This is a genomic window from Nonomuraea sp. NPDC050153 (assembly GCF_044460125.1).
GTDB lineage: Bacteria > Actinomycetota > Actinomycetes > Streptosporangiales > Streptosporangiaceae > Nonomuraea.
The window spans coordinates 46,073-72,806 of sequence record NZ_JBITJQ010000048.1; the positions used below are offsets into that span (position 1 = coordinate 46,073).

16 protein-coding genes are annotated in these 26,734 nt (G+C 70.3%); 4 read left to right on the forward strand and 12 right to left on the reverse strand.

Annotated elements, in window-relative coordinates; translation table 11 throughout:
• Positions 1 to 97: 97 nt before the first annotated feature.
• The 4 genes from ACIBQ1_RS56620 to ACIBQ1_RS56635 form a co-directional block, all read right to left on the reverse strand.
• On the reverse strand, positions 98 to 1,096 hold the full coding sequence (locus tag ACIBQ1_RS56620) for an ABC transporter substrate-binding protein (protein ID WP_397291390.1): 999 nt from the start codon (positions 1,094 to 1,096) through the stop codon (positions 98 to 100).
• Between the two features lie 37 nt (positions 1,097 to 1,133).
• Complete coding sequence (locus ACIBQ1_RS56625; RefSeq protein WP_397291392.1) at positions 1,134 to 1,262, reverse strand: hypothetical protein; 129 nt, start codon at positions 1,260 to 1,262, stop codon at positions 1,134 to 1,136.
• 64 nt (positions 1,263 to 1,326) lie between these two features.
• Positions 1,327 to 2,325 (reverse strand): ABC transporter substrate-binding protein, encoded by a 999-nt coding sequence (locus ACIBQ1_RS56630; RefSeq protein ID WP_397291394.1) that lies wholly within the window; start codon positions 2,323 to 2,325, stop codon positions 1,327 to 1,329.
• A gap of 56 nt (positions 2,326 to 2,381) precedes the next feature.
• The gene (locus ACIBQ1_RS56635; protein WP_397291396.1) at positions 2,382 to 4,247 is read right to left on the reverse strand and encodes an SIP domain-containing protein; all 1,866 of its coding nucleotides are present in this window, start codon (positions 4,245 to 4,247) and stop codon (positions 2,382 to 2,384) included.
• Between the two features lie 128 nt (positions 4,248 to 4,375).
• Between ACIBQ1_RS56635 and ACIBQ1_RS56640 the strand changes: the two genes are divergently transcribed.
• A complete protein-coding gene (locus ACIBQ1_RS56640; protein WP_397291398.1) occupies positions 4,376 to 5,983 on the forward strand; it encodes a helix-turn-helix domain-containing protein in 1,608 nt (535 codons plus the stop codon).
• Between the two features lie 99 nt (positions 5,984 to 6,082).
• On the opposite strand, the gene ACIBQ1_RS56645 is transcribed toward ACIBQ1_RS56640, so the two are convergent.
• On the reverse strand, positions 6,083 to 6,316 hold the full coding sequence (locus ACIBQ1_RS56645) for a hypothetical protein (protein WP_397291400.1): 234 nt from the start codon (positions 6,314 to 6,316) through the stop codon (positions 6,083 to 6,085).
• 233 nt (positions 6,317 to 6,549) lie between these two features.
• On the opposite strand from ACIBQ1_RS56645, the gene ACIBQ1_RS56650 reads away from it, so the two are divergent.
• Positions 6,550 to 6,876 (forward strand): hypothetical protein, encoded by a 327-nt coding sequence (locus ACIBQ1_RS56650; RefSeq protein ID WP_397291402.1) that lies wholly within the window; start codon positions 6,550 to 6,552, stop codon positions 6,874 to 6,876.
• 78 nt (positions 6,877 to 6,954) lie between these two features.
• Here ACIBQ1_RS56650 and ACIBQ1_RS56655 read toward each other — a convergent pair whose 3' ends face one another.
• Together ACIBQ1_RS56655 and ACIBQ1_RS56660 are read right to left on the reverse strand one after the other, a co-directional pair.
• Positions 6,955 to 8,223, reverse strand: a complete 1,269-nt coding sequence (locus ACIBQ1_RS56655; protein ID WP_397291403.1) for a hypothetical protein — start codon at positions 8,221 to 8,223, stop codon at positions 6,955 to 6,957.
• 1,008 nt (positions 8,224 to 9,231) lie between these two features.
• Complete coding sequence (locus ACIBQ1_RS56660; RefSeq protein ID WP_397291405.1) at positions 9,232 to 12,909, reverse strand: hypothetical protein; 3,678 nt, start codon at positions 12,907 to 12,909, stop codon at positions 9,232 to 9,234.
• 250 nt (positions 12,910 to 13,159) lie between these two features.
• Between ACIBQ1_RS56660 and ACIBQ1_RS56665 the strand changes: the two genes are divergently transcribed.
• Both ACIBQ1_RS56665 and ACIBQ1_RS56670 read left to right on the forward strand, forming a co-directional pair.
• Positions 13,160 to 15,142, forward strand: a complete 1,983-nt coding sequence (locus ACIBQ1_RS56665) for a LamG-like jellyroll fold domain-containing protein (protein ID WP_397291407.1) — start codon at positions 13,160 to 13,162, stop codon at positions 15,140 to 15,142.
• 15 nt (positions 15,143 to 15,157) lie between these two features.
• Positions 15,158 to 21,187 carry an RHS repeat-associated core domain-containing protein gene (locus tag ACIBQ1_RS56670; RefSeq protein WP_397291409.1) on the forward strand — a complete coding sequence of 2,010 codons (6,030 nt, stop codon included), beginning with the start codon at positions 15,158 to 15,160 and terminating at the stop codon, positions 21,185 to 21,187.
• A 207-nt stretch (positions 21,188 to 21,394) separates the two neighbouring features.
• Here ACIBQ1_RS56670 and ACIBQ1_RS56675 read toward each other — a convergent pair whose 3' ends face one another.
• Genes ACIBQ1_RS56675 through ACIBQ1_RS56695 form a run of 5 tightly spaced genes read right to left on the reverse strand, consistent with a single transcriptional unit; the run spans position 21,395 to position 26,733 of the window.
• Positions 21,395 to 22,534: an MSMEG_0565 family glycosyltransferase gene (locus tag ACIBQ1_RS56675; protein ID WP_397291411.1), complete on the reverse strand. Its 1,140-nt coding sequence runs from the start codon at positions 22,532 to 22,534 to the stop codon at positions 21,395 to 21,397.
• A complete protein-coding gene (locus ACIBQ1_RS56680; protein WP_397291413.1) occupies positions 22,531 to 23,367 on the reverse strand; it encodes a carbon-nitrogen hydrolase family protein in 837 nt (278 codons plus the stop codon). Before ACIBQ1_RS56680 ends, ACIBQ1_RS56675 begins: the two co-directional genes overlap by 4 nt.
• The gene (locus tag ACIBQ1_RS56685) at positions 23,364 to 24,215 is read right to left on the reverse strand and encodes a carbon-nitrogen hydrolase family protein (RefSeq protein ID WP_397291415.1); all 852 of its coding nucleotides are present in this window, start codon (positions 24,213 to 24,215) and stop codon (positions 23,364 to 23,366) included. Before ACIBQ1_RS56685 ends, ACIBQ1_RS56680 begins: the two co-directional genes overlap by 4 nt.
• On the reverse strand, positions 24,212 to 25,651 hold the full coding sequence (locus tag ACIBQ1_RS56690; protein WP_397291417.1) for an MSMEG_0567/sll0787 family protein: 1,440 nt from the start codon (positions 25,649 to 25,651) through the stop codon (positions 24,212 to 24,214). The genes ACIBQ1_RS56685 and ACIBQ1_RS56690 overlap by 4 nt, the downstream gene beginning before the upstream one ends.
• Positions 25,648 to 26,733, reverse strand: a complete 1,086-nt coding sequence (locus ACIBQ1_RS56695) for an MSMEG_0568 family radical SAM protein (protein ID WP_397291419.1) — start codon at positions 26,731 to 26,733, stop codon at positions 25,648 to 25,650. Before ACIBQ1_RS56695 ends, ACIBQ1_RS56690 begins: the two co-directional genes overlap by 4 nt.
• Position 26,734: the final 1 nt, after the last annotated feature.

Genomic DNA, 26,734 nt, shown 5'->3' on the forward strand with positions numbered 1-26,734 from the left:
AGGGCTGCGACCAGCCCGATGACACGGCGTCGTCGATGCGAGACCGGGGCGGCGGCTGTCCCTTGGAGAGTCGCCGCTTCCGTTGCGTCCACGAGCGTCATCCGGCCTCGGGCAGCGTTGCGAGCGCCTCCTTGAGCGACTCAAGCGTCGGGACCTTGCTCGCATAGGTCATGGTCCGATTGCACCGAATGCCGAGGGCGCGGCCATCCTTGACCTGCGGCAGTGACTTCCAGATGTTGGTCTTCAGCACCGGCGCGAACTCGGGTTTCACGCTCCCGTCAGCCTCGAGCGGGTAGAGGATCACATCCGCGTCCGCCACGGTGTCACTGAGCTGCTCCATGGACAGTTCCAGGTCGAGGTCTCCGTTGGCTGGAGCGTCAGGGATGATGTCCAGCCCGGCATCTATGGCATAACTCGTGCAGTAGGAGCCGGGGTATTCCATATTGAGCGTTCCGGCCTCGGGCGTGAAATCCCCTCCCCAACGCTGCAGGACCTTGAAGGTCGTGGAGCTGAGAAGGTCGGCGTGCTCGTCCTTGATCTCGGAGATGAGCGCGTCGTACTCGACCTTGCCTGCCTCGAAGGTGTCAACTGCGTTGAGCACATCGGCGAGGCGCCCGACCTGGGTCTTCCAGGCGTCGTTGTTGAGCTCGATGTAGACGGTCGGGGCGATCGACTGGAGTCTCTCCTCGTTGTACGAGCCTCCCGCCAGCGCGTGTTCGGGCTCATGGACGACGATGAGATCCGGGTCGAGGCCCGCGACCTTCTCATAGTCGACGTCGTCGCCGACCTCGACGACCGAGTCGTTGACCTGCGCCGCCTCCGTGGGGAGCCATGCGAGGTTGAGCTCCGTAGCCTTCTCTCCGAAGGCGATGGGCTTCACGCCGAGGGCCAGATAGGTCTGTGGCGAGCCGAGTGCGACGATCCGCTGCGGGTCAGTGGGGATCTCGATCGTGCCGTTGTCGGCCTTGAAGCTGCGCGTCTCGCTCGCGGCGCCCGTCTTGCCGGTCGATGTCTTCTCGGGGCTGCCGCTGCACGCGGTGAGGACGAGCGCGGCGGCAAGGGCCGTGCCGCGCCGTCTCAGGGGTGTCAAGGTCATCGCCTCGCTCTTCTTCCTTCGGTGTTGCGGGTGAGGGTCAGTTGGTGTCGTCGGGTACGAGTCCGTGGATGGTGGTGCCCGGCCGACGGTGTGCGTCGGCCGCTCGGCGCAGAGCGTGGGCCGCGTCGGCGTCGGGCAGGGCCTTGAACGCGCGGCTGTTGAACACGGCCTCCCTGCCGAGCTGGGCTCGAACACAGGCGCCCGCACTGCTATGTCAGTTGCTGATGCTTTTACTTCGTGGAGAGCGTCGCCAGAGCACGGTCGAGCGAGTCCAGGTACTGCAGGACGGGCCCGTAGGAGTTGTTGCCGGGGCAGAAGACTCCCAGAGCGCGACCGGAACTCACGGCAGGCAGCGCCTTCCAGGTGTTGGTCTCGACCACCGGAACGAAGGGCTCGGTCGGCCGGCCTTCGGCGTCGACGGGGTAGGTGATCACGTCGTACTTGGACAGCTCACCTATCTGCTCGAACGGCAGGGACTCGTAGGCCAGGGGGTCCTTGCCCTCGGCCGCCTCGGGCAGGTCAAGGCCGATGTCGTCCCGGGCGATCTCGGAGCATCCGATGTCCGCGATGTAGAACGTTCCGGGATCGCTCCAGTCTCCGCGGGAGACGTCGACGAACGAGGTGTCGTCGATGGTCTTGCGGTAGGTCTCCTGGATCTTGGCGACCTTTTCCTTGAACTCCGCCGTCTGCCGGCTGAGCGCATCCGTGACGTTGCCGGCCTCCGCGATCTCGCCGGCGAAGGCCTTCCACTCGGTGTCGAGCCCCCAGAACACGGTCGGGGCGATTGCCTCGAGTCGCTTGCCGACCTTGTCCCAGTCATTCGAGTGGAACTGGACCAGGATGAGGTCCGGCTTGAGGCCGGCGAGCTTCTCCAGGTCTACTTCACCCCCGTTGCTGCCGACGACCTCGGCTGCCTCGTACGCGGTCTTCTGTTCTTCGGGCAGCACGTCGAGTTCGGAGTCGGGAACCTCGGTGACGCCCACCGGCTTGCCACCCAGATCGATGAAGGGGAGGTTCGTGTTGCCGATCGTGACGATCCGCTGGGGGTCGGTGGGAATCTCGATGGTGCCGTTCTCGGCCTTGACACTGCGGGTCTGAGCGGCGGCCTTGTCGCCGGTGGTGTCGCCGGTGTTGTCGCCGTCACCGCCGCAGGCGGTGAGGAAGAGCGACGCGCTCATCAGCGTGGCGGCAAGGGCCGTGCCGCGCCTCGTCAGAGGGGTGCTGCTCATGATGGTTTTCTTTCTCTTCTTGCCCGGGTGGAGGGGTTTGTCCGGGTGGAGGGGGATCAGTCAGAGGTGGAGCGGACGAGTTCGTGGACGGTGACGCCCAGGCCGACAGTCCGCGCCGACCTGCACGTGAGGCCGGCCCGGGCGATGACGGCATCCAGCTCCGCTGCGGTACGGAGGCCGGAGCCGTGGCAGACCAGGCCGATCAGGTCTTCCTCGCCGTCGTGCTCGTCGAGGTCGTCGGTGTCGAAGACCTCCTCGATCAGCAGCACTCGTCCACCGAGGGTGAGGTTCTCGGCTGCCCGGCGCAGTGCGTGAGCGGCGTCAGCGTCGGGCAGGGTCTTGAAGGCGCGGCTGATGAGCACGGCGTCGGCTGCCGGGCTGGGCTCGAAGACGGACTGCTCCAGCACGTCGACCCGCGTGCGTTGCAGCTCGTCGGGAATCGTGGCGGGCAGGTCGCGGCGCAGCCAGTCGGCCTGGGCGGGCAGGGCGCAGATCGTCACGCGCAGGCTCTCGTGGACCGCGACGTACTCACGGGCGTGCGCGCCGGCGCCACCGGAGTGGATCACCAGGTGCCGGACTCCGGCGAGCAGGCCGGACGTGGCGATCGGTCCGGCCAGTGCGGGCTGGAACTTCGCCAGGCGCTCCAGGTGACGGTCCTCGTAGTCCTGCTCGGCCCGTACGTCGGCGAAGGTCTGGCCGGTGACCGAGGCGTAGGCGGGCCGGCCGGTGCGGACCGACTCCGTGAGTCCGTGGATTCCGAGCATCTCGCGACCGACCACCCCGGCGGAGTGGAGCCCGTCGGCGATGAATTCGAGAGTGAGGACATCGCCGACCGGCGTCAGGGCGTAGTGCCACGGTTCCGTCTCGGTCACCACGTCCAGGGTGTGCAGGTAGCGCAGCAGCTTGCCCAGAGCGCGCTCGTTGGCGCCGGTCTTGGCGGCCAGTTCGGTCACGCTGGTCACGCCGCGGGAGATCAGATCGGGAACGCCCAGTTCGACGGCGGTGCGGATCGCGATCGGCGCGACGAGCTCGGTCAGGTCGTGGAGCTTCTTGAACGGGGTGACCGTCCTCTCCGGGTCGGGTACCGCCCCGTCGGTCTCCAGGGCGACGACCGAGGAGCGACGCCAGTACCCGGCGAAGTCGATGTCCTCCTTGGGCACGCCGCGGTCCTCGACCAGGTGCCGGCGGATGTCCCGGACGGCCGTGTGCTCGCCGGCCAGCCACACGAACGCCTGGCCCGGCCACCACTGCGTACCGCGGACGGCCTCGGTGAGCGGCGACACGGTCCCGACCGTTGCGCCGGGGCGGACGAGCCACGTCACCTCCACCCCTGGCAGCTCGCGCAGCTCCTGGCGGTGGGAGTCCTCGGCGATCTCGATGAACACCTGCGCCCGGGCGTCGGACGGGAGCTCGTCGAGCAGGCGGCCGATCGCGGGGAGTGCGGTGTCGTCGCCTGCCACGAGCAACCAGTCGGCGCCGGCCGGGAACGCCTTGGACGTGCTCGGGCCGCTGAGGTGGATCCGGTCACCCGGCTGGGTGCGAAAGGCCCACGTCGTTCCCGCGCCCACCCCGTGCTTGACGAAGTCCACGTCCAGCTCGCCGGCCTCGGGGTCCCACCGGCGAACCGTGTAGGACCTCGACAGCGGTCGAGGATCCTTGGGCACGATCAACTTGGCCTCGCCCTGGACCGGGAGCACCGGATCGCGCTGACCTGGGTACGGAAAGTAGAACCCGAGGTCGTCGTCGAAGCCCGAGGACTCGAAGGCCGGCCGCACGAAGCCGTCCGCAGTCGTGAACGCACGCAACTGTTCGCCGCTCAGCGTGACCCGCCGCATCCCCGGGGTGATGTCGACAGTCCGGACCACCTCGACCTCACGCAGGGTCGGCGGGTGCACGGTGAGCTGGCGCGAGGTCTTGGGCATGCGAGGAACCGAACTTTCCGGTCGTTTCGAGGGCAGAAGCCGCGCACCAGCATCGGGAGGGCACGCACTGGTAAGGTTAGGCAAACCTCACCTGCAATGGTGTGCGCAGACTGCCGTATGGTTAGGACGTGGTGGTGCCCTCGTCGTTCGCCGCGGGCGCCAGCGACCCGCCGCCGATTCCGGGCGCGCGGTTGGGTTCGGTAGATGCGCCCGTTCGACCGCTGTTGCTCTGGGTTCGCACTGGCGCGGCGCACGTGCGCCTCGACGGCGGGCCGGTGCTCCACCTCAAGGCCGGCGAAGGCGCCTGGATTCCCGCAGATGGCTGGGCAGAGCGGGCGATCACCACTGAGCCAGGCACTGTCGCCTTCCCGCTGTGGCCCCACGCCGGCGTCGGCGCTTGGGGGTTGTCGGAACTGACGCGGTTCGACGTTCCCAGTGGCTGGCAGGACTGGTTGATCCAGCTCTTCAACCTGCAGGTCACTCCGTTCAGCGGCCGCGGGTACTTCCCCGAGGCGATCGAGGAGCTCCTTCGGCGTCCTGGCTCGCGCTCGCCGGCGCCCGTCGAGGTCGGGCGAAATCCGAGCTCAGAGGGATTGGCCTCGCCGACGATGCCGCGAGCCCGCGGCGCCAGAGCAGTCGCCGAGGAACTGATTCGCGACCCCGCGCTTGACCTCACGGTCGAGCAATGGGCGTCGAGGGTGCTCTCCAGCGCGCGCACCCTTCGCCGTGACTTCCTCGCCGACACCGGGCGCACGTTCGAGCAGTGGCGGCTGCTCTGCCGACTCGGCGCTGCCGTGAAGCTCCTCGCTGCCGGTTACGACATGGATCAGGTGGCCGCTCGAGTGGGCTTCGCCAGCCGCAACGGCCTCACGCGGGCCTTCAAGGGACGGTTCGGACTGACCCCCCACGAGTTCGGACGGGAGCTCTCCGCCCGACCTGGCGCCGGTGGGCTGACGCAACGGGCAGCGGCGGCACGGCAAACCGACGACCTGATCCGGATGATGCGCAAGATGGACACTCCCGCTGCGCCTGAGATGCTGCCCGCGGCCAGCACGCCGTCGCACGCCAACGACATCCACGTCCTCAGCTGGATGTATCGAGGCAGCGGGTACCTGGACATCGGCGACCAACGCTACGAGCGGGAGCGAGGGGTAGCGACCTGGATCCCTGCAGAAATGGACCATGTCACCGGCCTCCGCGAGAACTCCGTCTCCCTGCCGCTGGGCAACGCGAGTACCGGCGACCTCCAACTGACAGTGCCGCTGCAGGTGCGGTTCTCGCCCGCGTGGGACGACTACTTGATGTTCTGCTCGATCAGCGCCCGGTCCGGACTGCGTCCCGACGACCACAACCCCCGCCACATCCTCGACCTGTTCGCGGAACAGGTTGCCGCGCAGCGAGCGCTGTCGGTGCCGATGCCCACCAATCCGCGCGCGCGTGCTGTCGCGATGGAGTGCTTGCGTCGTATCGGCGAGCCTGGCGGGACGCATGATGTTGATGTCCGCGCTGAGATCCACCGTGCCTTCCGCGACGAGACAGGTATGACACTGGGTCGCTGGCGCTATGCCGCCCGCATGAGCATCGCTCGCGACCTGCTCGCCGGGGGCGCCCCGCCCAGCGCCGTCGCGCGCCGGATCGGGTACGCCCACCTACCCACGTTCAGCGCCGCCTTCTCCCGCTTCCACGGACTGTCTCCGCGCGACTACCAGCAGCGCGAGTCTGAGCGGAACCAGTAGCACCGTTGCTGTCCTGCAAAGCGGTCCTATCCGCCGTGATCAGGAGGCCCTCCTGCATACCTGTCGGCTTCTCGGAACTGGTGTGCGCGAGGTCCGAGACTACGCCGACGTGCTGCCCCGGAGGATGCCCTGAGCACCGGCGTACCGGGCAGGGCCGGTCAGCCGGCTTCCTCGGGCTTCGCGTTCCTGCTGTTCGTCGCTCAGCGCGAACGGGTGAACGGGCCAGGTCCCGCTCGATCTGGCCAGCTGCGCCTCGCTCGGCCGGACCGGCTTGACCGGTTCCGACAGGCGCACCAACTTTGCGACGGGCAGGGTGCGTGCGTCCGTGTCCACGATCATCACGGTAGGCCGCCGGCGAACTCCAGCGCGACCTCCAGCGGGAACTGACCTACGACGGACTGCGGGCCGCCGAGGCCAAGGGCAGCAAGGGCGGCCGCCGTCCGGCCATCCCGGCCGGGAAGACAGACGCCGTCCGCGCCGCGTGCCTGGAGGGCCGGACTATCGCCGCCCTCGCCCGCGAACACGACGTCAGCCGCGGCGCCATCCGCACGGCCATCGCCGACCTCATGCCCGACCACACCGCCGCCGACCACGAAGATGTCCCCGCCCCCAAGCTGCCGGTCACCCTCGACATGCCGGGCAAAGTCGCTGACTTCCTCCGCACCGTCGAGTTGGAGCCCGCCGAGCGGGCCGTCCTCGACCACGGCGTGACCGTACGGCGCGGCCAGGGCTACACCCTGCGCGTCACCGCCGCCCCCGCCATGCACCGCCGACTCCTCGCCCGCTGCCAGCCGCTCGACGGTGCCCAGGGCGTCCCTGCGCTCCCGGCCCAGCGCAAGGCCCGCCGCGAGTACGAGAACCGGGTCAGCACAGTCGTGCCGCTCGCACCATGATCGTTCTCATCGACAACCGCTGTACCGATGTTCCCCGAGGCCGGAGATTCCGGATGGATGCCGGGTCCGATGCACTACTCAAGGCGCGGTGATGGCGCGGCCCTTGTTGTCGGTCTTGGCGGGGTCGTTGATGTAGTTGTCCTGCCACTCACCCCAGCCGTAGCTCAGGCTCTTGCGTTCCACGTAGCGTGGACCCCAGCCGGTGCCGGAAAAACGGTTGTCGACAGCTCGCAGATGTTTGCCGTACACGTGTCCGAAGCCCGCTTCCAGGCCGAGCTGATAACCGCCGCCCTCCAGCAGGTTCTGCTCGATGGTGACCTGGTCGATGTCGGCGCCGAGCGTCTGGATGAACAGCGCACCGGTATCGTTTCCCGACGAGCAGTCGATGCGGTTGCCGCGGAAGACAGCTCTACGGTCGGGCGTGCTCGTCGTGACGAAGTCGCGGATGGTGGCTCCGTCGTTGTGCGACTCGCCGTCGGACCGGAGTTTGTGGATGTAGTTGCCTTCCGCGATGGCGTCCAGGCGCTTTCCCGTGTTGTAGAAGCAGATGCCCGAGCCCATGTCGTGCATGCGGTTACGCTGCAGAATGCCGACGCCGAGGAACGCGCACGAGGCCGCGATGGTCTTGGCGCTCAGCTTCGATGCGTCGAAATCGGAGTCACGGATCGTCACCTTTCCGGGAGTCACCGCGCAGCTCTTGTCCGTGCATTCGCCCGTGGTGGTCACCAACGGCTCGGTGGTTCCGAGTTTCTTGGGGCGGATGCATGAGCGTTCGACGATGATGTCGCCGGCCGACAGGTCCAGCCCCGTCTCTATGAGTTTTCCGGAGATCGTCGTTCCCGCGGCGGGCTTGCTGCTGCCCGTATAGACCGGCAGCGAATCGCAGGACATGCCGATCCCGCTGAGGCCGGTATTGGCCGCGGTGAGCTTCCAGCCAGGCAGCCCCTTCGCCGGCGTGGTCGGGGTGGAGGTCGGCGCCGCGGTGGGGGTCGGGGTCGCGGTCGGGCTGTTCGTGGGGCTCGCTGTGGGCGTGGATGTGGGTGTGGGTGCACAGGTGAGGCGCGCCGTGCTCGAGCGCTGCCGGTGCCCGTCCGAGTCGGACCCGATCACGTACACGGAAAGGGTCGTGCAACGCAGGCTGACCGGGACCTCGCCGTTCTTCACGGTACGAGACGTGCTCTTGAGCACCTGGTCTTGACCCGACCGGGACTGCATGATGCGCACATGGACCGTGGCGGAGTTCCTGCAGCCGATCCTGGTGGCCGTTGCGCGGATGACGCCACCCGCACCAAGGGCGGGTGCGGCCGTCACCAGGCGGCACGCGTCATCGGTCGTGCGTGGTGCCATGGCATTGGCTTGACTCCCGAGCGCTAACAGAGCCGTGAGGCACGCTAATACTGTCAGATATCTTCGCAAGGCTTCTCCTGTGGCGTGTCTGCGCAGGATGGCTCCGTCGATCGACGCTTTTGCGGAGGTCGGCGCTCTGCGAACTGCCGAGCCGCTGGATCCGGCGATGGCCGCAACGGATGCGGTCTCGTTCGCGCGCCGACGTCGTGCACATCCTGCGTCGATTTCCGCCTCACGGTATGAGGCGCGGATGAGCCTAGCGACGCGCGGCGGCGGACAATATCCACGGTACGTCTGATCTACTGCGCATTCGGGATAGCTGAAGCACCGCCGGCAATGCTTTGACACGTTCATGCCATCGTGCGCGGTGGGTCGAGCGGTCACGACGAACTCGTCCTCGTCGTGACCCGGCGGCAGGCGCCTCGGTGGAGGGATCGCCAGGCCAGGGTCCGTTACCGCCTGCCCACGAACCGGCCGATCTCCGAGTCGGCACCTGCGGCGGTCTGCATGTCGTCGAAGGGGAACGTGCACTCGCCGATGATCTGGTACGGCTCGGCGCCCTTGCCTGCCAGGAGCAGGACGTCACCGGCTTTTGGCGACGTCCAAGGCTCGTTCGATCGCCTGACGGCGGTCAGTGATCCGCAGGACGTCGGCGCCGGTGGCGTGCACGCCAGGCATAATCTGGTCGATGCCGTCAGGGTTCTCGGTGCGCGGGTTTGTCTTCGCTGGTGACGACCACCAGGTCGGAATGTGCCCCGGCGACCTCGCCCATCGGGGCCCGTTTGCCGGCGTCGCGAATCAGTCGGCCGCCAGTGAAGGTACGGATCGTGGTCAACACCGCCGTAACGGGCCTCCGCCGGCTGGCAAGGTGGGCGATCCTGCCTCCCGGCGAGCAGCCAGAGGGGCACCATGGGTTCTCTCACGCGCCAGCCAAGCGCATCTCGTGGAGGACCGCCGAGCAACGCTCGCGCTCCGCGCACTCGTCACCTGGACATCGTGGAAGTCACGTCACGGGCAAGGGGGCTGGTAGGGGACGTCGGCCACGTGCTTGCGCCACTCCGTCTCGGTGATCACGTCTCCCGACTCCCGGCAGATCCGGGCCGCGACGCGCGCCGGGTCAACCTCCCACAACCGCACGTCGCCTCCCGCGCCTGCCAGCATGCTGCCGTCCCCGCTGAAGGCCAGCTCGGTGTAGCTCTCCCCCGAGCCGTCGAGCTTGATGTGGGCCTGCGGACGCGTGGGCTCCGCGATGTCCCAGAGCCAGATCTGCCCCGCTCCGGTGCCCACCGCCAGGAAGCCGTCGCGCGGGTCGAAGGCCATTGCGAAGATCCGTCCATCCGGTCCGGTCAGGGGCGCACCCACGGGGGTGGGCCGCGTCCTGGGCGTCACCTGCCACAACCGGATGGTCCCTGACGCGTTGCCCGTCGCGAGCAGGGTTCCGTCGTGGCTGAAGGTCACTGATCGCACGTCGTCCCCCATCGCCGTCATGAGCTTCGTGGGCGGCGCCGGACTGCCTGGGCGGGTGACGTCCCACAGAGTCACCGTCCCGCCCTGGGTCGCCGCGGCGAGCCGCCGCCCGTCGGGGCTGAACGCCACGGCGAAGACCTGGCCGGAGCCGGGGCTGAGCGTGCCGAGCGCGGCCCAGGTGCGCGCGTCCCACAGCCGCACCGTGCCGTCCCTGCTTCCCGCCGCCAGCAGCCTGCCGTCGGGGCTGAAGGCCACGCCTTCGACGAGGGCGGCCGGACCGGTCAGGGCCGCACGGCGTGCGGGCCGGCGCGGGTCGGTGATGTCCCAGACGAGTACGGCGTTGCCGAGGCGGGTGCCTCCCGCCAGGGCGCGCCCGTCCGGGCTGATGGCCACCGTGCCGCCCATCCGGTCGAAGGGCGCGGGCGCGGTCAGCGGCGGGCCTACTGCCATGGGACGGCGTCCGGCCACCTCCCAGAGCCTGATGTCGCCCGCGGCGGAGGCCAGCAGAGTGGATCCGGGCCGGAACATCACGTTGTCGATCGGGTGCTCGCCGGCTTCGATCACCGGGCCGGGCAGGTCCCATACCCTGGCGACGCCGTCGGCGCCGTTGGTGATGACGAGGCGGTCGCCGGCCCTGAACTGAACGGTGGTCACGGGCGCCGGGTGCGGGAGGGAGCTCACGACGCGCCCGGTGGCCACGTCCCAGATCCGCGCCGTGTCCGCGCTGCCGACCCCGAGCAGGCGGCCGTCCGAGCTGAAGGAGACCGCGTTGATCCACACGCCGGTCTCGGCCGTGAGCGGCCGTCCGAACGCTCGCGGCCGGCGAGGACGGGTGGTGTCCCAGATCCGTACGGAGCCGTCGTTGCTGCCCACGGCCACCAGCGCGCCGTGGTAGGCGATGGCGTTGATCCGGCTCGGCAGCGGTTGCGGCGGACCGGCGGGCCGGACGCCGGTGAGATCGCTGGTGTCCCACAGTTGCAGCGTCCCTGCCGTGTCCGTGCCGTTGCCCGCGGCCAGCACGCGCCCGTCGGGGCGGAACGCCAGCGCGCGGACCGCGCCGTCCGGGCCGGTGAGCGGGGCCGCGAGCTCGGATGTCCTCATGTCCCAGAGCCGGATCGTGCCGTCGCGGCTGCCGATGGCGAGGATGTGCCCGTCGGGGCTGAAGTCGAGCGCGTACACGGTGTCGGCCGGACCGGTCACCGGCTCGCCCAGTGGCCGCGGCTGGGCCGGATCGGCGACGTTCCACAGCCGTACGCTGCGGTCCTTGCCTCCGGTGGCGAGGATGCGGCCGTCCGGGCTGAGCGCCACCGCGTAGACGGGGCCGGTGTGCCCGGTGAGCGCGGGGCCGACCCGGGAAGGGTGCCGCGGGTCGGTCGTGTCCCACAACAGCACGGTGCTGTCGGTGACGGCGGCGCCCGCGGCGGCCAGCAGCCGTCCGGAAGGGGATACGGCCACCGCCTGGAGCGCCCGGCCCGGGCGGACCATCCGGGTGACCGCGGGCGAGCCGGTGATCTCCACGAGTCCGGACCGCGCCTCCAGGGTCGGTGCGATGCGATAGGCGGCAACCGCCAGCTGGGCGGCGAGCACGGGATCGGTGCCGCGGAGCCGGGCCGCCGTCATCGTCATGGCCCGGGAGATCGCCAGATCCCGGGCCTGGTCGGCCTCGGCGCGTTGCACCTGGGAGTAGACCGCCAGGCCGCTCGCGAGCACGACCAGCGCGGCCAGGGCCGCCAGGAGCTGGAGCAGCCGGCGTTGCCTGCGCCGGTGCTGCTTGCCGCTCACGTGCAGAAACTGCTGCTCCAGCGGGTTCAGCGCGGCGCGGTGGCCGGGGTCGGCGGCCCATTCCCGTGCCGCCTCCAGCCGGCCGCCCCGGTAGAGCATCTCGGAGTCCCGGCCGTTCGCCTGCCACGACTGCGCGGCCTGGGTGACCTGCCGCAGCAACCGCAGCCCGGTCCTGTCCTCGTCGATCCACGATCGCAGCCGTGGCCAGGCCGACAGCAGCGTCTCATGGCTGATCTGCACGGTGTCGGCGTCCACGGTCAGCAGGCGGCGCTCCACAAAGCGCTCCAGCACCGGCTCGACCTCGTCGGCGAGCTCGTCCCGGGTCACCCGCCGCCGGGTGTCGGCGGTGTCGGTCCCGATGTGGGTCAGCCGGAGCAACAGATGCCGGGCCAGCTCCTGCCGGCCGGCCGTGAACTCGGCGTAGACGGATTCGGCCGTGTGGGCCACCGCACCCTGCAGGCCACCGCTGGCATGGTAGTGCTCCACGGTCATCCTGCGACCGCGGCAGTTCTCCCAGGTGGCCAGCAGCGTATGGGACAGCAGCGGGAGCGCGCCCGCCTCGTGCGGGGCGATCTCGCGCAGCAGGAGTTCGACCAGCCCGGTGTCGATCTCGAGGCGGGCGAGGCGGGCGGGTTCCTCGATGACCTGCCGTAGCTGGCTCTCGGTCAGCGGGCCGACCACGAACTGGCGGTGCTGCAGCGCGCTCGCCAGTGCCGGGTGGCGTAACGCGTGGGGATAGAAGTCCGCCCGCATGCCGACCACGACCGGGGCCGCGTCGGCCAGTTCCGCCAGCTCGTCGATGAAGCGCAGCCGTTCACCGTCCGGCATGCCGGCGGTGAAGATCTCCTCGAACTGATCGATGATCGCGATCCCGTCCCCAGGCGTGGGAAGCGAGCCTTCGGCGGGCGTCAGCAGCACACAGGGCGACAGGGCGGGGATCAGCCCGGCCCGTAACAACGACGACTTCCCCGACCCGGACGGCCCCACCACCATCGTCAGGCCCGGCGTCACCTGATCGACGAGCCGCCGGGTCAGTTCCTGGCGGCCGAAGAACCAGCCGGCGTCCTGCGGCCTGAAACACTCCAGCCCCCGGTAGGGCGGGACCTGGTCGCCGGACCTGCGGCCGGGGGCACGCCGTACTCGCAGCAGCGCCGCCACCCATCGCTCAAGCGCTTCCGGCTCGGTGACGCCGCAGGTGACCAGGACCTTCTCGTACTGGGCGGTCTGTGAGGCGAGCGGCACGTTCGCCCCGCGGAACCATCCGCCCAGCGTTCCGTACGGCATGTCGACGGCCTTGCCGAGCTCCCTGATCGTTCTGCGCGCCTCGTTGCGCAGCAGGGTGAGCTCGCGAGCCAGGTCCTCCCGGGTGACGACCCGGTCGGGGTCGGGCCGGGTGAGGTCGGGCCGGGTGAGGTCGTTCTCGGAACCGCTGGCCAATGCCGTCCTCCTGCCCGAGTTGCGCAACATCGGCGTCAGGTGAGGCTCGCCGACACTGTGCGACCTTGTGCGGAGAATACATCGCCCGTGGCCGCGCGCCTTCCCGGTGCCCTTCAATGGCTTCGATCGGCGGCCCCGCGCGGAGCGGGAGCCGGCCACGGGGAGAGCAACGCCCTGCGCCATCAGGTGCGCCGTCGCGTGCTCGCGGCCACGCCGCCGTTCACCACCACTGCGGCAAGGAGGGATGGAGATGCGTTTCCGGATCGAGAGACGTCGGTTACAGATGTGGCTCGCCCTGCTCGTGGCGCTGGCGGCATCGGCGATCCTGCCTCAGGGGACGGCACGGGCCCGTACGGCCCTGTCCGTCGCGCCGACGATCGGGATCGTCCAGCACGAGTGGACGCACGTCAACAGCTGCCAGCCCAGCACGTCCCAGTACTGGAGCCATCGCTCGAACATGCGGGTCGGGCGGCAGTGGGACACCACCTGCAAGTGGCGGTCGCTGATGAGGTTCGACCTCGCCCCGCTGGTGGGGGCGACGATCATCGACGCGTACGTCAAGGTGACCGCGGATCACACGGGAGCATGTGCGGGCGCCGACATCGTGTTGTGGCGTTCGGAGGAGAACCAGTATTTTCCCGGCGTCACCTGGAACAACGCCGCGTGGTACAACGCGATCGAGGGCGAGCACTTCTCCGCCAACCAGGGGAGTTCCTGCCCGAAGCCGGACGACGAGGGGCTGTTCGACGAGGGCGGCGGCCGCTATCTGGAGGGTGAGCTCGCACGGTACCTGGGCAACGGCTGGACCCAGATGGCACTGGGGCTGCGCGCGCAGGACGAAAGCGATCACTTCGACTGGTCGTACTACCACCCGGGCAGCGCGGTGCTGGTCGTGACGTACAACCATGCCCCCACCCCGCCTGCCGGGCAGCGGATCACCGCGGGCTGCGGGTACTCGTGCGACGCCACCGGGGCCCAGGTCCGCACGGGAACGCCGACCCTGGAGGCCATGCCGGGCGATCCGAACGGGGGGACGCTCGACCGGCTGGAGTTCGAGGTCTACGACCGGGCCACCAGGAGCGAGTTGAAGGCGGCGTCGGGCATGGCGGTGAGCCGGCCCGCCGTCGGGGAGCCCCGCGGCTGGCAGGTGACGCCCGCGCTGCCGCAAGGCGACTACTCCTGGCGGGCACGCGGCTGCGACAGCGTCGTCTGCGGCCCGTATTCGCCCTGGTTCGACTTCACAGTCGATCTCACCCCTCCCTCCGCCCTGACGGTCTCGTCCGCCGCGTACCCGGCGAAGCCGAGCGGGAAGTGGAGCGGCGGCATCGGCGTGCCCGGCGCGTTCACGCTGTCGGCCTCGGGCGCGTCCCGCTTCGAGGTGGTGCTCAACGGCGTCGGCAAGGGCTGGTTCGACAGCACCGGCACCTCCCCGACCGGCTACCAGATCTGGACCGGCGACCTCACACCTGACCGGGACGGAGTGAACGCCCTCCGGGTGAAGGCGGCGGACCAGGCGGGGAACGTGACCGCGAGCGCCGTCGCCTACGACTTCCTGGTCGCGCCCGCGGCGACGAGGAGCTGGGAGTGGGGGCTGAACGAGGGGGCGGGCACCTCGGCCGCCTCCTCCCCCGCCGGCCGTCCGCTGGCCGTGACCGGCGCGGCGGCCTGGACCGCGGGCAGGGCCGGCGGCGGAGCGCTGTCCCTGAACGGCGCGACCCGCTGGGCGGGCCAGCCCGTGGTCGACACCACCAGGCCCTTCACGGTGACCGCCTGGGTGAACCGCGGCGCCTCAGCCGCGGCGCCGATGACCGCCGTCTCCCAGGACGGGGCCGCCGGGTCGGGCTTCCGGCTGCAGTACCGGACCGACCTCGACCTCGACCCGGACAATCCAGGCACCGATCCGGCCTGGTGCTTCACCATGTTCGCCGGTGACGGCGGCGCCGAGACGGCCGCCTGCTCCGACGAGGCGACGGCGGCCGGCTGGGTTCATCTGGCAGGCGTCTACGATCAGGCGAACCGCCTCATCCGGATCTACGTCAACGGGCACAATTTCGACGGCTCGGACCGCAAGACGTACGAGGGGTCCTGGTCGGCGGCCGGCGACTGGGTGCTGGGCGCGGCCAAGGGCGGCACCGGCCGTACGCAGTTCTGGTCCGGCGCGATCGACAGAGTCGCGGCCCACACCAGCGCGCTCAACCAGAGCGGCATCGCCGACGACCTGTCCCGGCCCTAGGAAGGGGAGCCAGCCATGCGTGTTCACCTCGTGACGGCGATGGTGCTCGCCCTGATGACCGGGCCGACCCCGGCGGACGTGGCCGAGCCCGAGTGGAAGGCCCCCGTGCCCCAGGACGTGGCCGGCGTGCCAACGAAGGACTCGACCGGCGGCACCCGCCTGGACGTGAAGGAGCCGCCCCGGGTGACAGGGACGGCCGACGTCACCTGGCCCATCCCGGCGACCGGGCTGAACGGGGTGGCGGCCGTCGAGGCGCGGCCGCAGGTTCCCGACGGCAAGGTCACGGTGCAGATCCACGACCGCGCCGCGACGGAGGCGGCCGGGGTGGCGGGCGTGCTGGTCTCGCTGGCCCCGGCCGGGAGTGTGAAGGCCGGTGACAAGGTCGAGGTGTCGGTGGACTACGGCGCGTTCGCGCGGGCGTACGGGGGCGACTGGGCCTCGCGGCTGCGGCTGGTGCGGTTGCCGGAGTGCGCGCTGACCAAGCCCGATCAGCCGGGCTGCGGCGCGGGCGAGCCGGTGCCCAGCAAGAACTCGGCCGCCAGGCGGACGGTGTCCGGCGAGGTGGAGCTGGCCGGCGGCGGGAGCACTGTGGTGGCCGTGGCCGCCGAGCCTGCGGGCGACAACGGCGACTACACGGCCACGTCCCTGTCTCCGGCCGCCGCCTGGCAGGTGTCGCAGCAGTCGGGGGCGTTCTCGTGGAGCTACCCGCTGCGGTTACCGCCCGGGGTGGGGGGACCGATCCCCTCGCTGTCGTTGTCGTACTCGTCCCAGACCGTGGACGGGCGGACCGGCGGCACCAACACGCAGGGCTCCTGGATCGGCGACGGCTGGGACCTGTGGCCCGGGTACGTCGAACGTTCCTACAAGCCCTGCGCGCGGGACACCGGCGGCAGCCCCAACAACAAGAATGTCAGGACCGGCGATCTGTGCTGGTGGAAGCCGAACGCCACGTTGTCGCTGAACGGCCGCGCCACCGAGCTGCTGGAGGTCGCGGGCGGCCGGTGGAAGGGCGTGTCGGACGACGGCTCCAGGACGGAGGCGATCGACGACCACTGGCGGGTCACCACGATCGACGGCACGCAGTACTACTTCGGCCAGAGCGCCTCGTCGGCGTGGAAGGCGCCGGTCTACGGCAACCACGCCGGGGAGCCGGGCCACGTGCCGGGCGACTTCGCCGCCTCCCGCAAGGATCAGGTGTGGCGCTGGAACCTGGACCGCGTGGTGGATCCGCACGGCAACACCATGACCCTGCACTACCAGAAGGAACAGGGCGCCTACGGGCGTGAAGGAGACCCTGGCAAGCGCACCACCTACGATCGCGGCGGATGGCTGAGCCGCATCGAGTACGGCACCCGCACCGACCAGCCCCAGGCCGCCGCGCAGGTCGTGTTCCAGGAAGCCGACCGGTGTGCCTCCGGCGCCACCTGCTACGACGCCGCCGGCGCGCCCATCGGGGCGTCCTGGCCCGACACGCCGTGGGACCAGTACTGCCGGGAGGGGACCCGGTGCGTGAACCAGCTCGCACCGACGTTCTGGACCGGTAAGCGACTGGCGGAGATCAAGGCTCAGGTCAGGGGCGGCGGGCAGTTCCGGACGGTGGAGTCGTGGAAGCTGCGCCACTCCTACCTCAACGCCGGCTCCACCCACCTGGACGGCATCCCGATGTGGCTGGACGGCATCACGCGCACCGGATCCGGCGTGGCCGGCGGCACTGCGGTGTCGGATCCGGAGGTGATCCTGTCTCCTGGGGCCCACCCGTACCCCAACCGGGTGGACGGCCCGGCTGACGGCCGGACGGCGCTGAACCGTTTCCGCGTCACGTCCATCACCACCGAGAGCGGCGCCCAGATCGGCATCACGTACCTGCCGGGCGACTGCACCCGCGAGTCCCTGCCCGCCCCCCACGACAACGGCAGGCGTTGCATGCCGCAGTGGTACGCGCCGACCGGATCGCAGCCGACCCTCGACTGGTTCCACAAGTACGTGGTGTCCCGCGTGGACGTCTACGACAACACCGGCGGATTCACCCACGAGCAGACCAACTATGACTATCTGGACGCGCCTGCCTGGCGTTACTCGGACTCGGAGCTGGTGGAGGAGGACAAGCGCACCTGGGCGACCTGGCGCGGCTACGGCCGGGTCCGGGTGCGTACCGGCCTGGAGTCCGATACCCAGTCGGCCGTCGAGTACCGGTACTTCCGCGGGATGGACGGGGACAGGCAGCCGTCCGGGGTGCGGGACGTGTGGGTGTCGGATTCGCTGTCGAACGACGCGCACTCCAGGCCCTTGGAGGACCACGACGCCCTCGCGGGGAGCCTGCGCGAGCAGACCGTCTTCAACGGTTTCCAGGGCGAGTGGGTGTCGGGCACGCTCAACGAGCCCGCCTTCCGCCAGACGGGTTCCGACGTGCGCGGCGGGCCGCTGAAGGCGTACATGGTGCACACGGCCACCGGCTACGGCCGCACCCACCTGACCCCGGGCGACCGCACCCGGTGGACCAAGACGGTGACCAGGGTCAACGACGACAACCTGCCGATCGAGGTGGACGACCTGGCCGACGAGTCGACCCCGTCCGACGACCTGTGCACCAGGACCACGTACCTGGTCAACGAGGCCGCCTGGATGCGCGACAAGGTCGGCCAGTCCGAGACGCTGGGCGCGGCCTGCGCCGCCTCCGGCGAGGTGGTCAGCCGCACCCGCACCTCCTACGACGACCCCTCCGCTCCGTACGGCACCGCCCCCACGCGGGGCCTGCCGGTCAGGACGGAGGAGTGGCAGGGCGGCGCGTCTACCTGGGTCACCACGGCGACCAACGCCTACGACGCCAACGGTCGTGTTCTGCGCAGTGCCGACGCGCTCGGCCGTGCGACGACCACGGCCTACACGCCACCCGCGGCAGGTCCCGTCACCAGCGTAAAGATCGTCAACCCTGCCGGCCATGCGAGGACGGCCGGCATGGAGCCCGCCTGGCAGCAGCCCAGGCAGGTCGAGGACGCCAACGGCGGCAGGACGGACCTGACCTACGACGGCCTGGGCCGCCTGAAGGCGGTCTGGCTGCCCGGGCGCGACCGCGCCCTGGGCGCGAACCTGAAGTTCACCTACCAGGTCCGCAACAACGCCCCCACGGCCGTCACCATGCACAAGCTCCTGCCGAACGGCACCAACAAGTACCTGACCTCGGTGGCGCTGCTCGACGGCCTGTTACGCGAACGTCAGACCCAGACCCAGGCGATCGGGGGCGGCCGGCTGATCACCGACACGGTCCGCGACTCCCGCGGCCTGACGTCCTGGACCTCGGCGCCGTACTACCACGACGCCACCCCTCCGACCACCACACTGGCGCTTCCCACGGCGGCCATCCCCTCGGTCACGCAGACGGTCCACGACGGCGCCGGCCGCCCGATCGAGGAGGTCTTCAAGGGGAACGGCACCGTCAGATGGAAGACCGTCACCACGTACGGCGGCGACCGCGTGATGGTGACCCCGCCGACGGGCGGCATCAAGACCGAGACCATCACCGACGCCCGAGGCCGCAAGATCGAGCTGCGCCAGCACTCGCCCGCCGGTTTCGAGCGGACCACGTACGCCTACACCCACCGTGGCGACCTGGCCACCATGACCGACGCGGCGGGAAACACCTGGAAATACCTGTACGACCAGCGCGGCCGCAAGGTACGGGCAGAGGACCCCGACAGGGGCGTCACCGAGTCCGCCTACGACGACGCGGGCCAGGTGGTGACCGTGAAGGACGCCCGCGGGAGCATCTTGGCCACCACCTATGACGAACTGGGCAGGAGGACCAGTCTCCGTGACGGCTCGACGACCGGGCCCAAGCGCGTCGAATGGCTGTACGACACCTCTGCCAACGGCATCGGCAGGCTCGCCAAGGCGATCCGCCACGACGGCGGCAGCCAGTACGTCACCGAAGTCGCCGGTTACGACCAGACCGGCAACCCGCTGACGACGCGCATCACCATCCCTCCCGCCGAAGGGGCGCTCGCGGGCACCTATGCCTTCGACACCACCTACAAGCAGGACGGGCAGGTGGCGACGACGAGCACGCCCGCCGCCGGTGGCCTGCCGGCCGAGACCCTGGAGTTCGGCTACAACGCCGTCGGCTCGCTCGGCTATCTACGGTCGCAGGCGCACACCTACCTCAACGAGGTCGTCTACAACCAGCGCGGCGAAGTGATCCAGCGGATCGTGGGCCAGGGCGACCGACGCGTCTGGCAGACCACCACGATCGACGAGCCGACCGGCCGGACCACGGCCTACTCGGTCGTGCCCGAACTCAAGCAGGAGGTTCTCGACTTCGGCTACCGCCACGATCCCGCCGGCAACGTGACCCGCATCTCGGACACGCCCAACGGCGGGCAGCCCGCCGACCACCAGTGCTATGCCCATGACCACCTGCGACGGCTCGTCCAGGCGTGGAGCCCCGCCTCGGGCGACTGCTCGGCCGCGCCCTCGGTGGCGGATCTCGGGGGGCCGGCGCCTTACTGGCATGCCTACAGCTACACCTCGACCGGCGGACGTGACACCGAGACCTGGTACGGGGCCACCACCACGAAGCGGGTCTACGCGCATCCGGCGCCAGGCGGCGGAGCAGGCAGCAAACCTCATGCCACCACCCGGATCGACAGGACCGGGGGCGCGGACACGTTCGCGTACGACGCCGCGGGCAACATGACCAGGCGCACCGTGAACGGTGTGGTCACCGACATGACCTGGGACAGTGAAGGACGCCTCGCCGGCTCAGGTCAGACGACGCATGTCTACGACGTGGACGGAGCGCGCCTGATCCGCCGGGACCCTGGCGGCACGACGCTGTATCTACCAAATGGCCTGGAACTACGGCGCGCCGGAACGACCGTGAGCGGCACGCGCTACTACAGCCACGCCAACTCGACGATCGCCGTGCGTACGGCGGCGGGCCTGACGTGGAGCATCCAGGATCATCACAACACCACCGAGGCGTTGATCAAGTCGGCCGACCTCTCCCCCGCACGCCGCCGCACCCTGCCCTTTGGCGGGATCCGCGGCACCGGCCCCGGATGGTGGGCCGGAGACAGGGGATTCGTCAACGGAGTCAACGACCCGAGCGGGCTCACGCACATCGGCGCCCGTGAGTACGATCCCGCGCTGGGCGCGTTCATCTCTCCGGACCCGCTGATCGATCCCGCCGATCCGCAGCAATGGAACGCCTACACCTACGCCAACGCCAACCCCGTCACCTACTCCGATCCCACGGGTCTGCTCCGTCCTCGCGACGAGGACGGCGGTCCGGGCCCGGCCGTGGCCGCCGGCGCCGTCGCCGGTGCGGCTTCGGCCGACAAGGCCGCGAAGCGGGCCGGAAGATCGTCCGGCTGCACGGGGACCCCGGACCGCTGCGCCGACCGGGCCGGACTGAACGGTTCGCTGTCGGCCGGCATCTCCGGTGGCGGCGCGGCAGGCGGGCGGCCAAGGCCCTGCACGGGAACCCCGGACCGCTGCGCCGACCAGGCCGGCTTGAACACCCCGCCCGCCTCCGGATCGGGCGCGAACCCCGAAGACGGGCCGAGCGGCTCGTCCAAGGGCCCGAACCAGGCCCACTACTGCCTCAAGCATCCCGCGAACTGCGGCGCGCTCTACGATGCGGCGGACCTGGCCAAGACCCTCACCGAGAGGCAGATGGTTCACGACAAGGAACGCGGCGTGACCGTCAGACCAGGCGTCTACAACGCCCTGCGGCACGCGTTGTGGATGGCGATGGCCGTGTACTTCGGGCTCACCGCCGAAGAGGCCCTCGACTTCGGCAATGCCCATGAACTGGACGGGGACCAGGCCGGCAACCTCTACGGGTCGCGAGAGTCGAACATCGACTTGACCAACAACCGGGTGGGTGCCCAGGTGGGCGCGGATACCGTCGCCCGGATCGGCCACCGGGATCCGTTCTCCAGCGATCCCAGCGGCGTGCAGCACATTTACAGCACGATCGTGCACATGCTCAACACCGGCGCGTGCAACTCGGCAGGTTGTCTGGACACGTCCAGCGACCAGCCATAGACCGGCCGAGCGGAAGGCGCGCCGTCTCCCTTGGGAGGACTTGCCTTTGGGGGCGTGCCCGCGCGGTCGCGCATCGACTGTGGCACGGACTTCCTCTCGGCGACGGTAGCCACGGCAATAGCCCGGTTCGCGGTCGTGGTGAAGTCCACGCGGGGCTACTCTCCCCACGTGGCCGAGTGCGAGCTCGATGCGCGGGCGACCGCGGCGCTACGCCTGCGCTGCTGGAACACCGAGATCTGCGAGGCGTCTATCGATGGGGACAGTGAGAGTGCGGTAGAGGTTGAGGTGGTGGCGGGCCGCGGTGTCCCAGGTGTGGCGGGCGGCGAGGGAACGCCCGGCGGCCCGCCGGCCAGGGTCATCGGACGCGAGAACGCGGCCGAGTTCGGTGGCCAGCTCGTAGGGCGTGGCGGCCACGCGGGCGGCGTGGCCGAAGACCTCGCGCAGGACGGGCAGGTCCCGTACGACCAGCGGGACGCCCGCGGCGAGGGCTTCCATCGCGGCCAGGCCGAAGCCTTCCTTGACGGAGGGAAAAGCGAAAGCGCCGGCCTCGGCGACCAGCGACGGCAGCTCTTCTTCGGCGACCTGGCCCAGTACGACCGGCTCGATGCCGAGTTCGGCCGCACGGCTCTGCCAACGGGTGCGGTAGTCGCGGTAGTCGAAGAGGGTTTCGCCGCCGGCGATCACCAGCCGGACGTCGGGATGCTGGGAGCGTAGGAGCGCATACGCCTCCAGCAGGTCCAAAGATCCTTTACGAGGTTCGATGCCGCCGACGGTGAGGACGTAGCGGCCAAGACGGGAGCGCCAGTTCGCGCGGGCGGCCGGATCGGTGGTTGCGAAACGGTCGTAGGCCACTCCGTTGGGGATGACCTCCGCTTCGATGCCCCAGCCGTCGGATAGTTCTGTGGCGACGGCCGCCGACACGCAGATGTGCGCGTACGGTTGGACGATGGCTCGCTCGTGGCAGGCGGCCAGTTCGGGGGTCGTGAAGTGGTCGATGTGGTGGACCGTGCGGATGCAGCGTCCACCCACCGCGTTGGCGCTGATGCAGTCCTGCGCGTGCACGATGTCGTACGGTGCTGGGTCGAAGGCGTTGCCGAGGACGGCGATGGAGCGCAGGATCCGTTCGCCGACGGTCTCCTGCGGTGGGCCGTCCGGAAAGGGGACGATCCGGAGCCGTACGGCGGGATCCACGGGCCTGAAGAAACCGGAGTCGCCGCCACGGCCCAATGTCCATACCGTGACGTCCTGCCCGGCCACGGCGAGCGCTTCGGCGAGAGCGAGGGTGTGGACGACGCCGCCGCGCGGTTTGGTGGAGTAACTGAGCAGGGCGATCTTGAGCTGTGTCATGCGAGGTTCCCCCGGTAGGCGTCCGGCCGCCGCTCGCCGAGGTGGCGCAGGATGCGGCGGGCGCGGTCGATCTCGATGGCGACGTCGACTTCGGCGACGGCGAGGCCGGCCTTGGCCCAGGTGCGGGCGAGGATGTCGCCGCCGGGACCGACGACCTTGGATTGGCCGAGGAAGCGCATGCCGCCCATGGCGCCGGTCTGGTTGGAGGAGGCGAGGACGACCTGGTTCTCGGCGGCCCTGGCCTGGTCGTACAGGTCGAACAGCTTGGCTTGGCGGTCCTGGGCCATGCGTGGGGCGCGGTTGGTGATGCTGGTGGGCCACGCGGACAGGCAGGCGAGGATCTCGGCTCCGTCCAGGGCCAGGGAGCGGGCGGACTCGGGGAAGGTCTTGTCGTAGTCGATGAGCATGCCGAGGCGGCCGACGGGTGTGTCGAAGGCGTCGAAGCGGTCGCCGGCGGTGTAGGCGGCGGTCTCCCCGGCCGGGAGGTGGACCTTGCGGTGGCGGCCGAGGATTCCGTCGCCGGTGACGCAGACGGCGGCGTTGTAGCGCTCGGTTCCGCCGTCCTCGCAGTAGCCGACGCACACCACCATCTCGGCGGCCAAGTGGGCGACCTGGAGGATGAGCGGGTCGTCGGGCTTGAGGGCCGGGGGCAGGGCCTCGGGGTCGGGGTGGCGCAGGTCGGCGAGGTAGCCACCGAGGGCGGCATCGGGCAGGACGAGCAGTCCGGCGCCGGAAGCGCGCGCGTCGCCGATGAGTTTGGCGATGCGGGCCAGGTCGAACTCCAGGTCGCGGCCGAAGTGGGCGGCCGCGGCCGCGATCCGGATCGTGCTCATGTGGTTGCTGCTCCTGCGGGTCTGTAGGTGTCCGGGCGCCGGTCGCGCAGGTGCCCCATTGACCGGCGGGCGGTCTCCAGGGCCTGGCGGATGTCGAGTTCGGCGACGGCGATTCCGGCCGTGACGCCGGTTTCGGCGAGGATCTCGCCGCCGGGATCGACGGCCTTGGCACTGCCCACGAAGCGTAGCGACCCGAAGATCCCCGCCTGGTTGGCCGACAGCCACACGATCTGGTTCTCCAAGGCCCGGGCCCGGTCGAACAGGTCGAAGCGGCGCTTCCAGCGGTCCTCTTCCAGGTTGGCGGCCTTGTTCGTGCGGGATCCGGGCCACGCGGAGACGCAGACCCCGATCTCGGCGCCGTCGAGGGCCAGGGCGCGGGCGGACTCCGGGAACGCCTTGTCGTAGCAGATCATCATGCCGATCCGGCCGACCGGGGTGTCGAAGGCGTGGAAGCGGTCGCCGGAGGCATAGCTGGCGTCTTCGCTGAGCGGCTGGTGGACCTTGCGGTGGTTGCCGAGGACTCCGTCGCCGGTGACGCAGACGACGCTGTTGTAGCGGCGCCCGTCTGTGGCCGCTTCGCAGTAGCCGGCGACGACGGTCATCTCCCCGGCCAGGGCGGCCAGCCGGCGGATCTCGGGGCCGTCGAGGGCGAGCGGGGGCGGGCCCTCGTCGAGGACCGTGTCGTCGTCGAGGCTGAGCAGATATCCGCCGAGGCATGCCTCGGGCAACGCCAGGAGTCGTACGTCCTCCTCCCGGGCCTCCTTGATCAGCCGTTCGGCGATCTGGAAGTCCTCCTCCAGGTCGCGGCCGAACTCGGCGGCGACGGCCGCCATGCGCAGGGTGGTCATGCGGTTCCCATCCCGGTCACGGTGGAGGTGACCCCTTCGGTGGTGTCTCCGTCTGGCCAGCGCAGCCCGACGCCTTCCCCTTCGGTCAGTTCCCCGCAGACGGCGCCCGTCGCGGGCCCGGCGGGCAGCGGCGGCGCGTCCTCGGTGTCGGCTGTGAGCATGGCGAAGCCCGGAAAACAGGTGAACCAGTCCCCCACGGTCGCGCCTCGGGGCCGGGGCACGGCCGCCACGTCGAGCACCGCGCGGCAGCCGCTCGCCTCGGCGAGCATGCCGAGGGTGCCGGCGATCCCGGCCATGGACACGTCCTTGGCAGCGGCGGGCCGGGCGGCGGACACCGAGCCTGTCATCGCGCGGAGTTCGTCTGCACGGCGGTGAGTGGTCGAGTCCCACTGGCGGCCCTGGTAGCCGGGGCGCCAGCCGCCGCCGAGGTCGGCGGTGAGCCGCAGGACGTGCCCGGCACGTCCGCCGCCGCCGGGCACCGGATATCGGGTGCGGCCCAGAGCGGTGACAGACAGCGCGGCCGGTATCCCCAACTGGGTGTGCCCGCCGATCACCGGCACGCCGTACGCCTCTGCCGCCCGCCGGAGCCCGGCGAGGATGCGCGCGGCGTGCTCGGCGTCCTTCGCGCCGACCGCGTCGAGCAGCACAAGTGGTGAAGCACCCATGGCTGCGAGGTCGTTGACGTTGACGAGGACCGCGCACCAGCCTGCCCACTCCGGGTCCCGCTCGACCATCGACGGCACGATCGCGTCGCACGCGGCGATCACGTCCGTGCCGGGGACCGGAGCGCCGTCATCGCCGACGAAGCCCGCGGGAGCGGGTAGCGCGGCGAGGAGGGGGCCCAGCGCGGCTTTCGTGGCCGCCGCCTGCGCCGCGATCCGGCTGATCGGCCACCGCATGAGCACGTGCGGCACGCCCGCGAACGTCGTGTCCCGGACCCGCTGCCAGCCGAGGCGTTTGAACAGCAGCTCGTTGCGGGTCTGGACGGTCGCGTCGAACCTCAGCACGCCCTCGGCTTCCGCTCGGGCACAGGCGGCCCGGACGAGCATGGCGCCGATGCCGTGCGGGCCGCGGGCACGGCGGGCGACGACGAGGCGGCCGCCCTGCCACCAGCCGATGTCGGGACCGTCGTGGACCGGGCAGAGGCGTACCCCGCCGACCACGGTGCCCTCCGGGTCCTTCGCGACCAGGACGATGGTCCGAGGGTCGGTGTCGCGGTCGTCCAGGTCATTGCCGGCGAAGAGTTCCTGCTCGTGGACGAAGGCGTCACGGCGCAACTGCCGGTAGGCGGCCACGTCCGTTGTGCCTTCCGCCTCTTCGATGCGGAAGGCGGGCTGCCGGGCGAGCGTGTTGCGGTCGCCCAGCAGGGCCAGGATGTCCTGCGGCCCGTCCGCGGCCGGCGCGATGACGGAACCGTCGAGGTACACGGCGTTCACCCGCCTGCTGCCTGCAGCACACTGCATGCCCCGCAGGCCGCGCAGCCGGCCTTCTGGTCCATGCCACTCATTCCGGAGGCGCGCAGCTTCGCGGCGACGCCCTCGGTGACGTACTGCAGGAGTTCCGTGGTGGGCGCCCGGACGCCGTCGCGGGCGGCGAGGGTGCCGCTCATCGGGCGGAAGGGGACGATGAACGGGTACACCCCTCGCTCGATCAGCCTGCCCGCGCCTGCGATGAGTTCGTCGGGGTCCTCACCGAGTCCCACGAGGAGGTACGTGGAGACGCGGTTGGGTCCGAAGACGCGCACCGCCTCGTCCCACGCGGCCTCGTACTCGGCCATCGGGACCGTGGACTTGCCGGGCATCCAGCGTCGGCGCACGTCGTCATCGAGGGACTCGACGTGGATCCCGATGGCGGTGGCACCCGCATCGCGCAGCGCGCGGACCCAGGCGAGATCGCCGGGCGGTTCGCACTGCACCTGGATCGGCAGATCGGGTACGGCCTTGAGCACCGCCCGGACCGACCGCAGGAGGTTGCGGGCGCCGCGGTCGGGTCCGGTGGTGGTGCCGGTGGTCATGACCATCTGCTTGATGCCGTCCAGCCGTACGGCGGCCTCGGCGACCTCGGCGAGTTGCGCCGGGGTCTTCGCGGCCACGGTGGCTCCGGAGCGCAGGGACTCTTCGATGGTGCAGAAACGGCAGCGGTCGGATTCGGCGTAGCGGATGCAGGTCTGGACGACGGTGGTGGCCAGGACGTCTGACCCGTGCAGGCGGGCGATCTGTTCGTAACGGGTGCCGTCGGCTGTGGTCAGGTCGTAGAACTTGGGTCTCTGGACGGGTGTGAAGGAGATCCCGGTGTCCTCGTCACCGAGCCACACCTTGCCGTCCCGTACGGAGTAGGGGCTGTCGGGGTTGCGGGGAAGAGCGGCGCTGGCACCGTCGATGAGGACGTGTCCGTCGTCGCTGGGCCCCGCGCCGGTCGGCCGCTGTACGGGTGCGTCGAAGGCGACACCTCGCAGGGCGAGTTCGGCGCGGGTCGTGATCCGCACATCCACCGCCGTCGATCCGGTGCCAACGCTCACA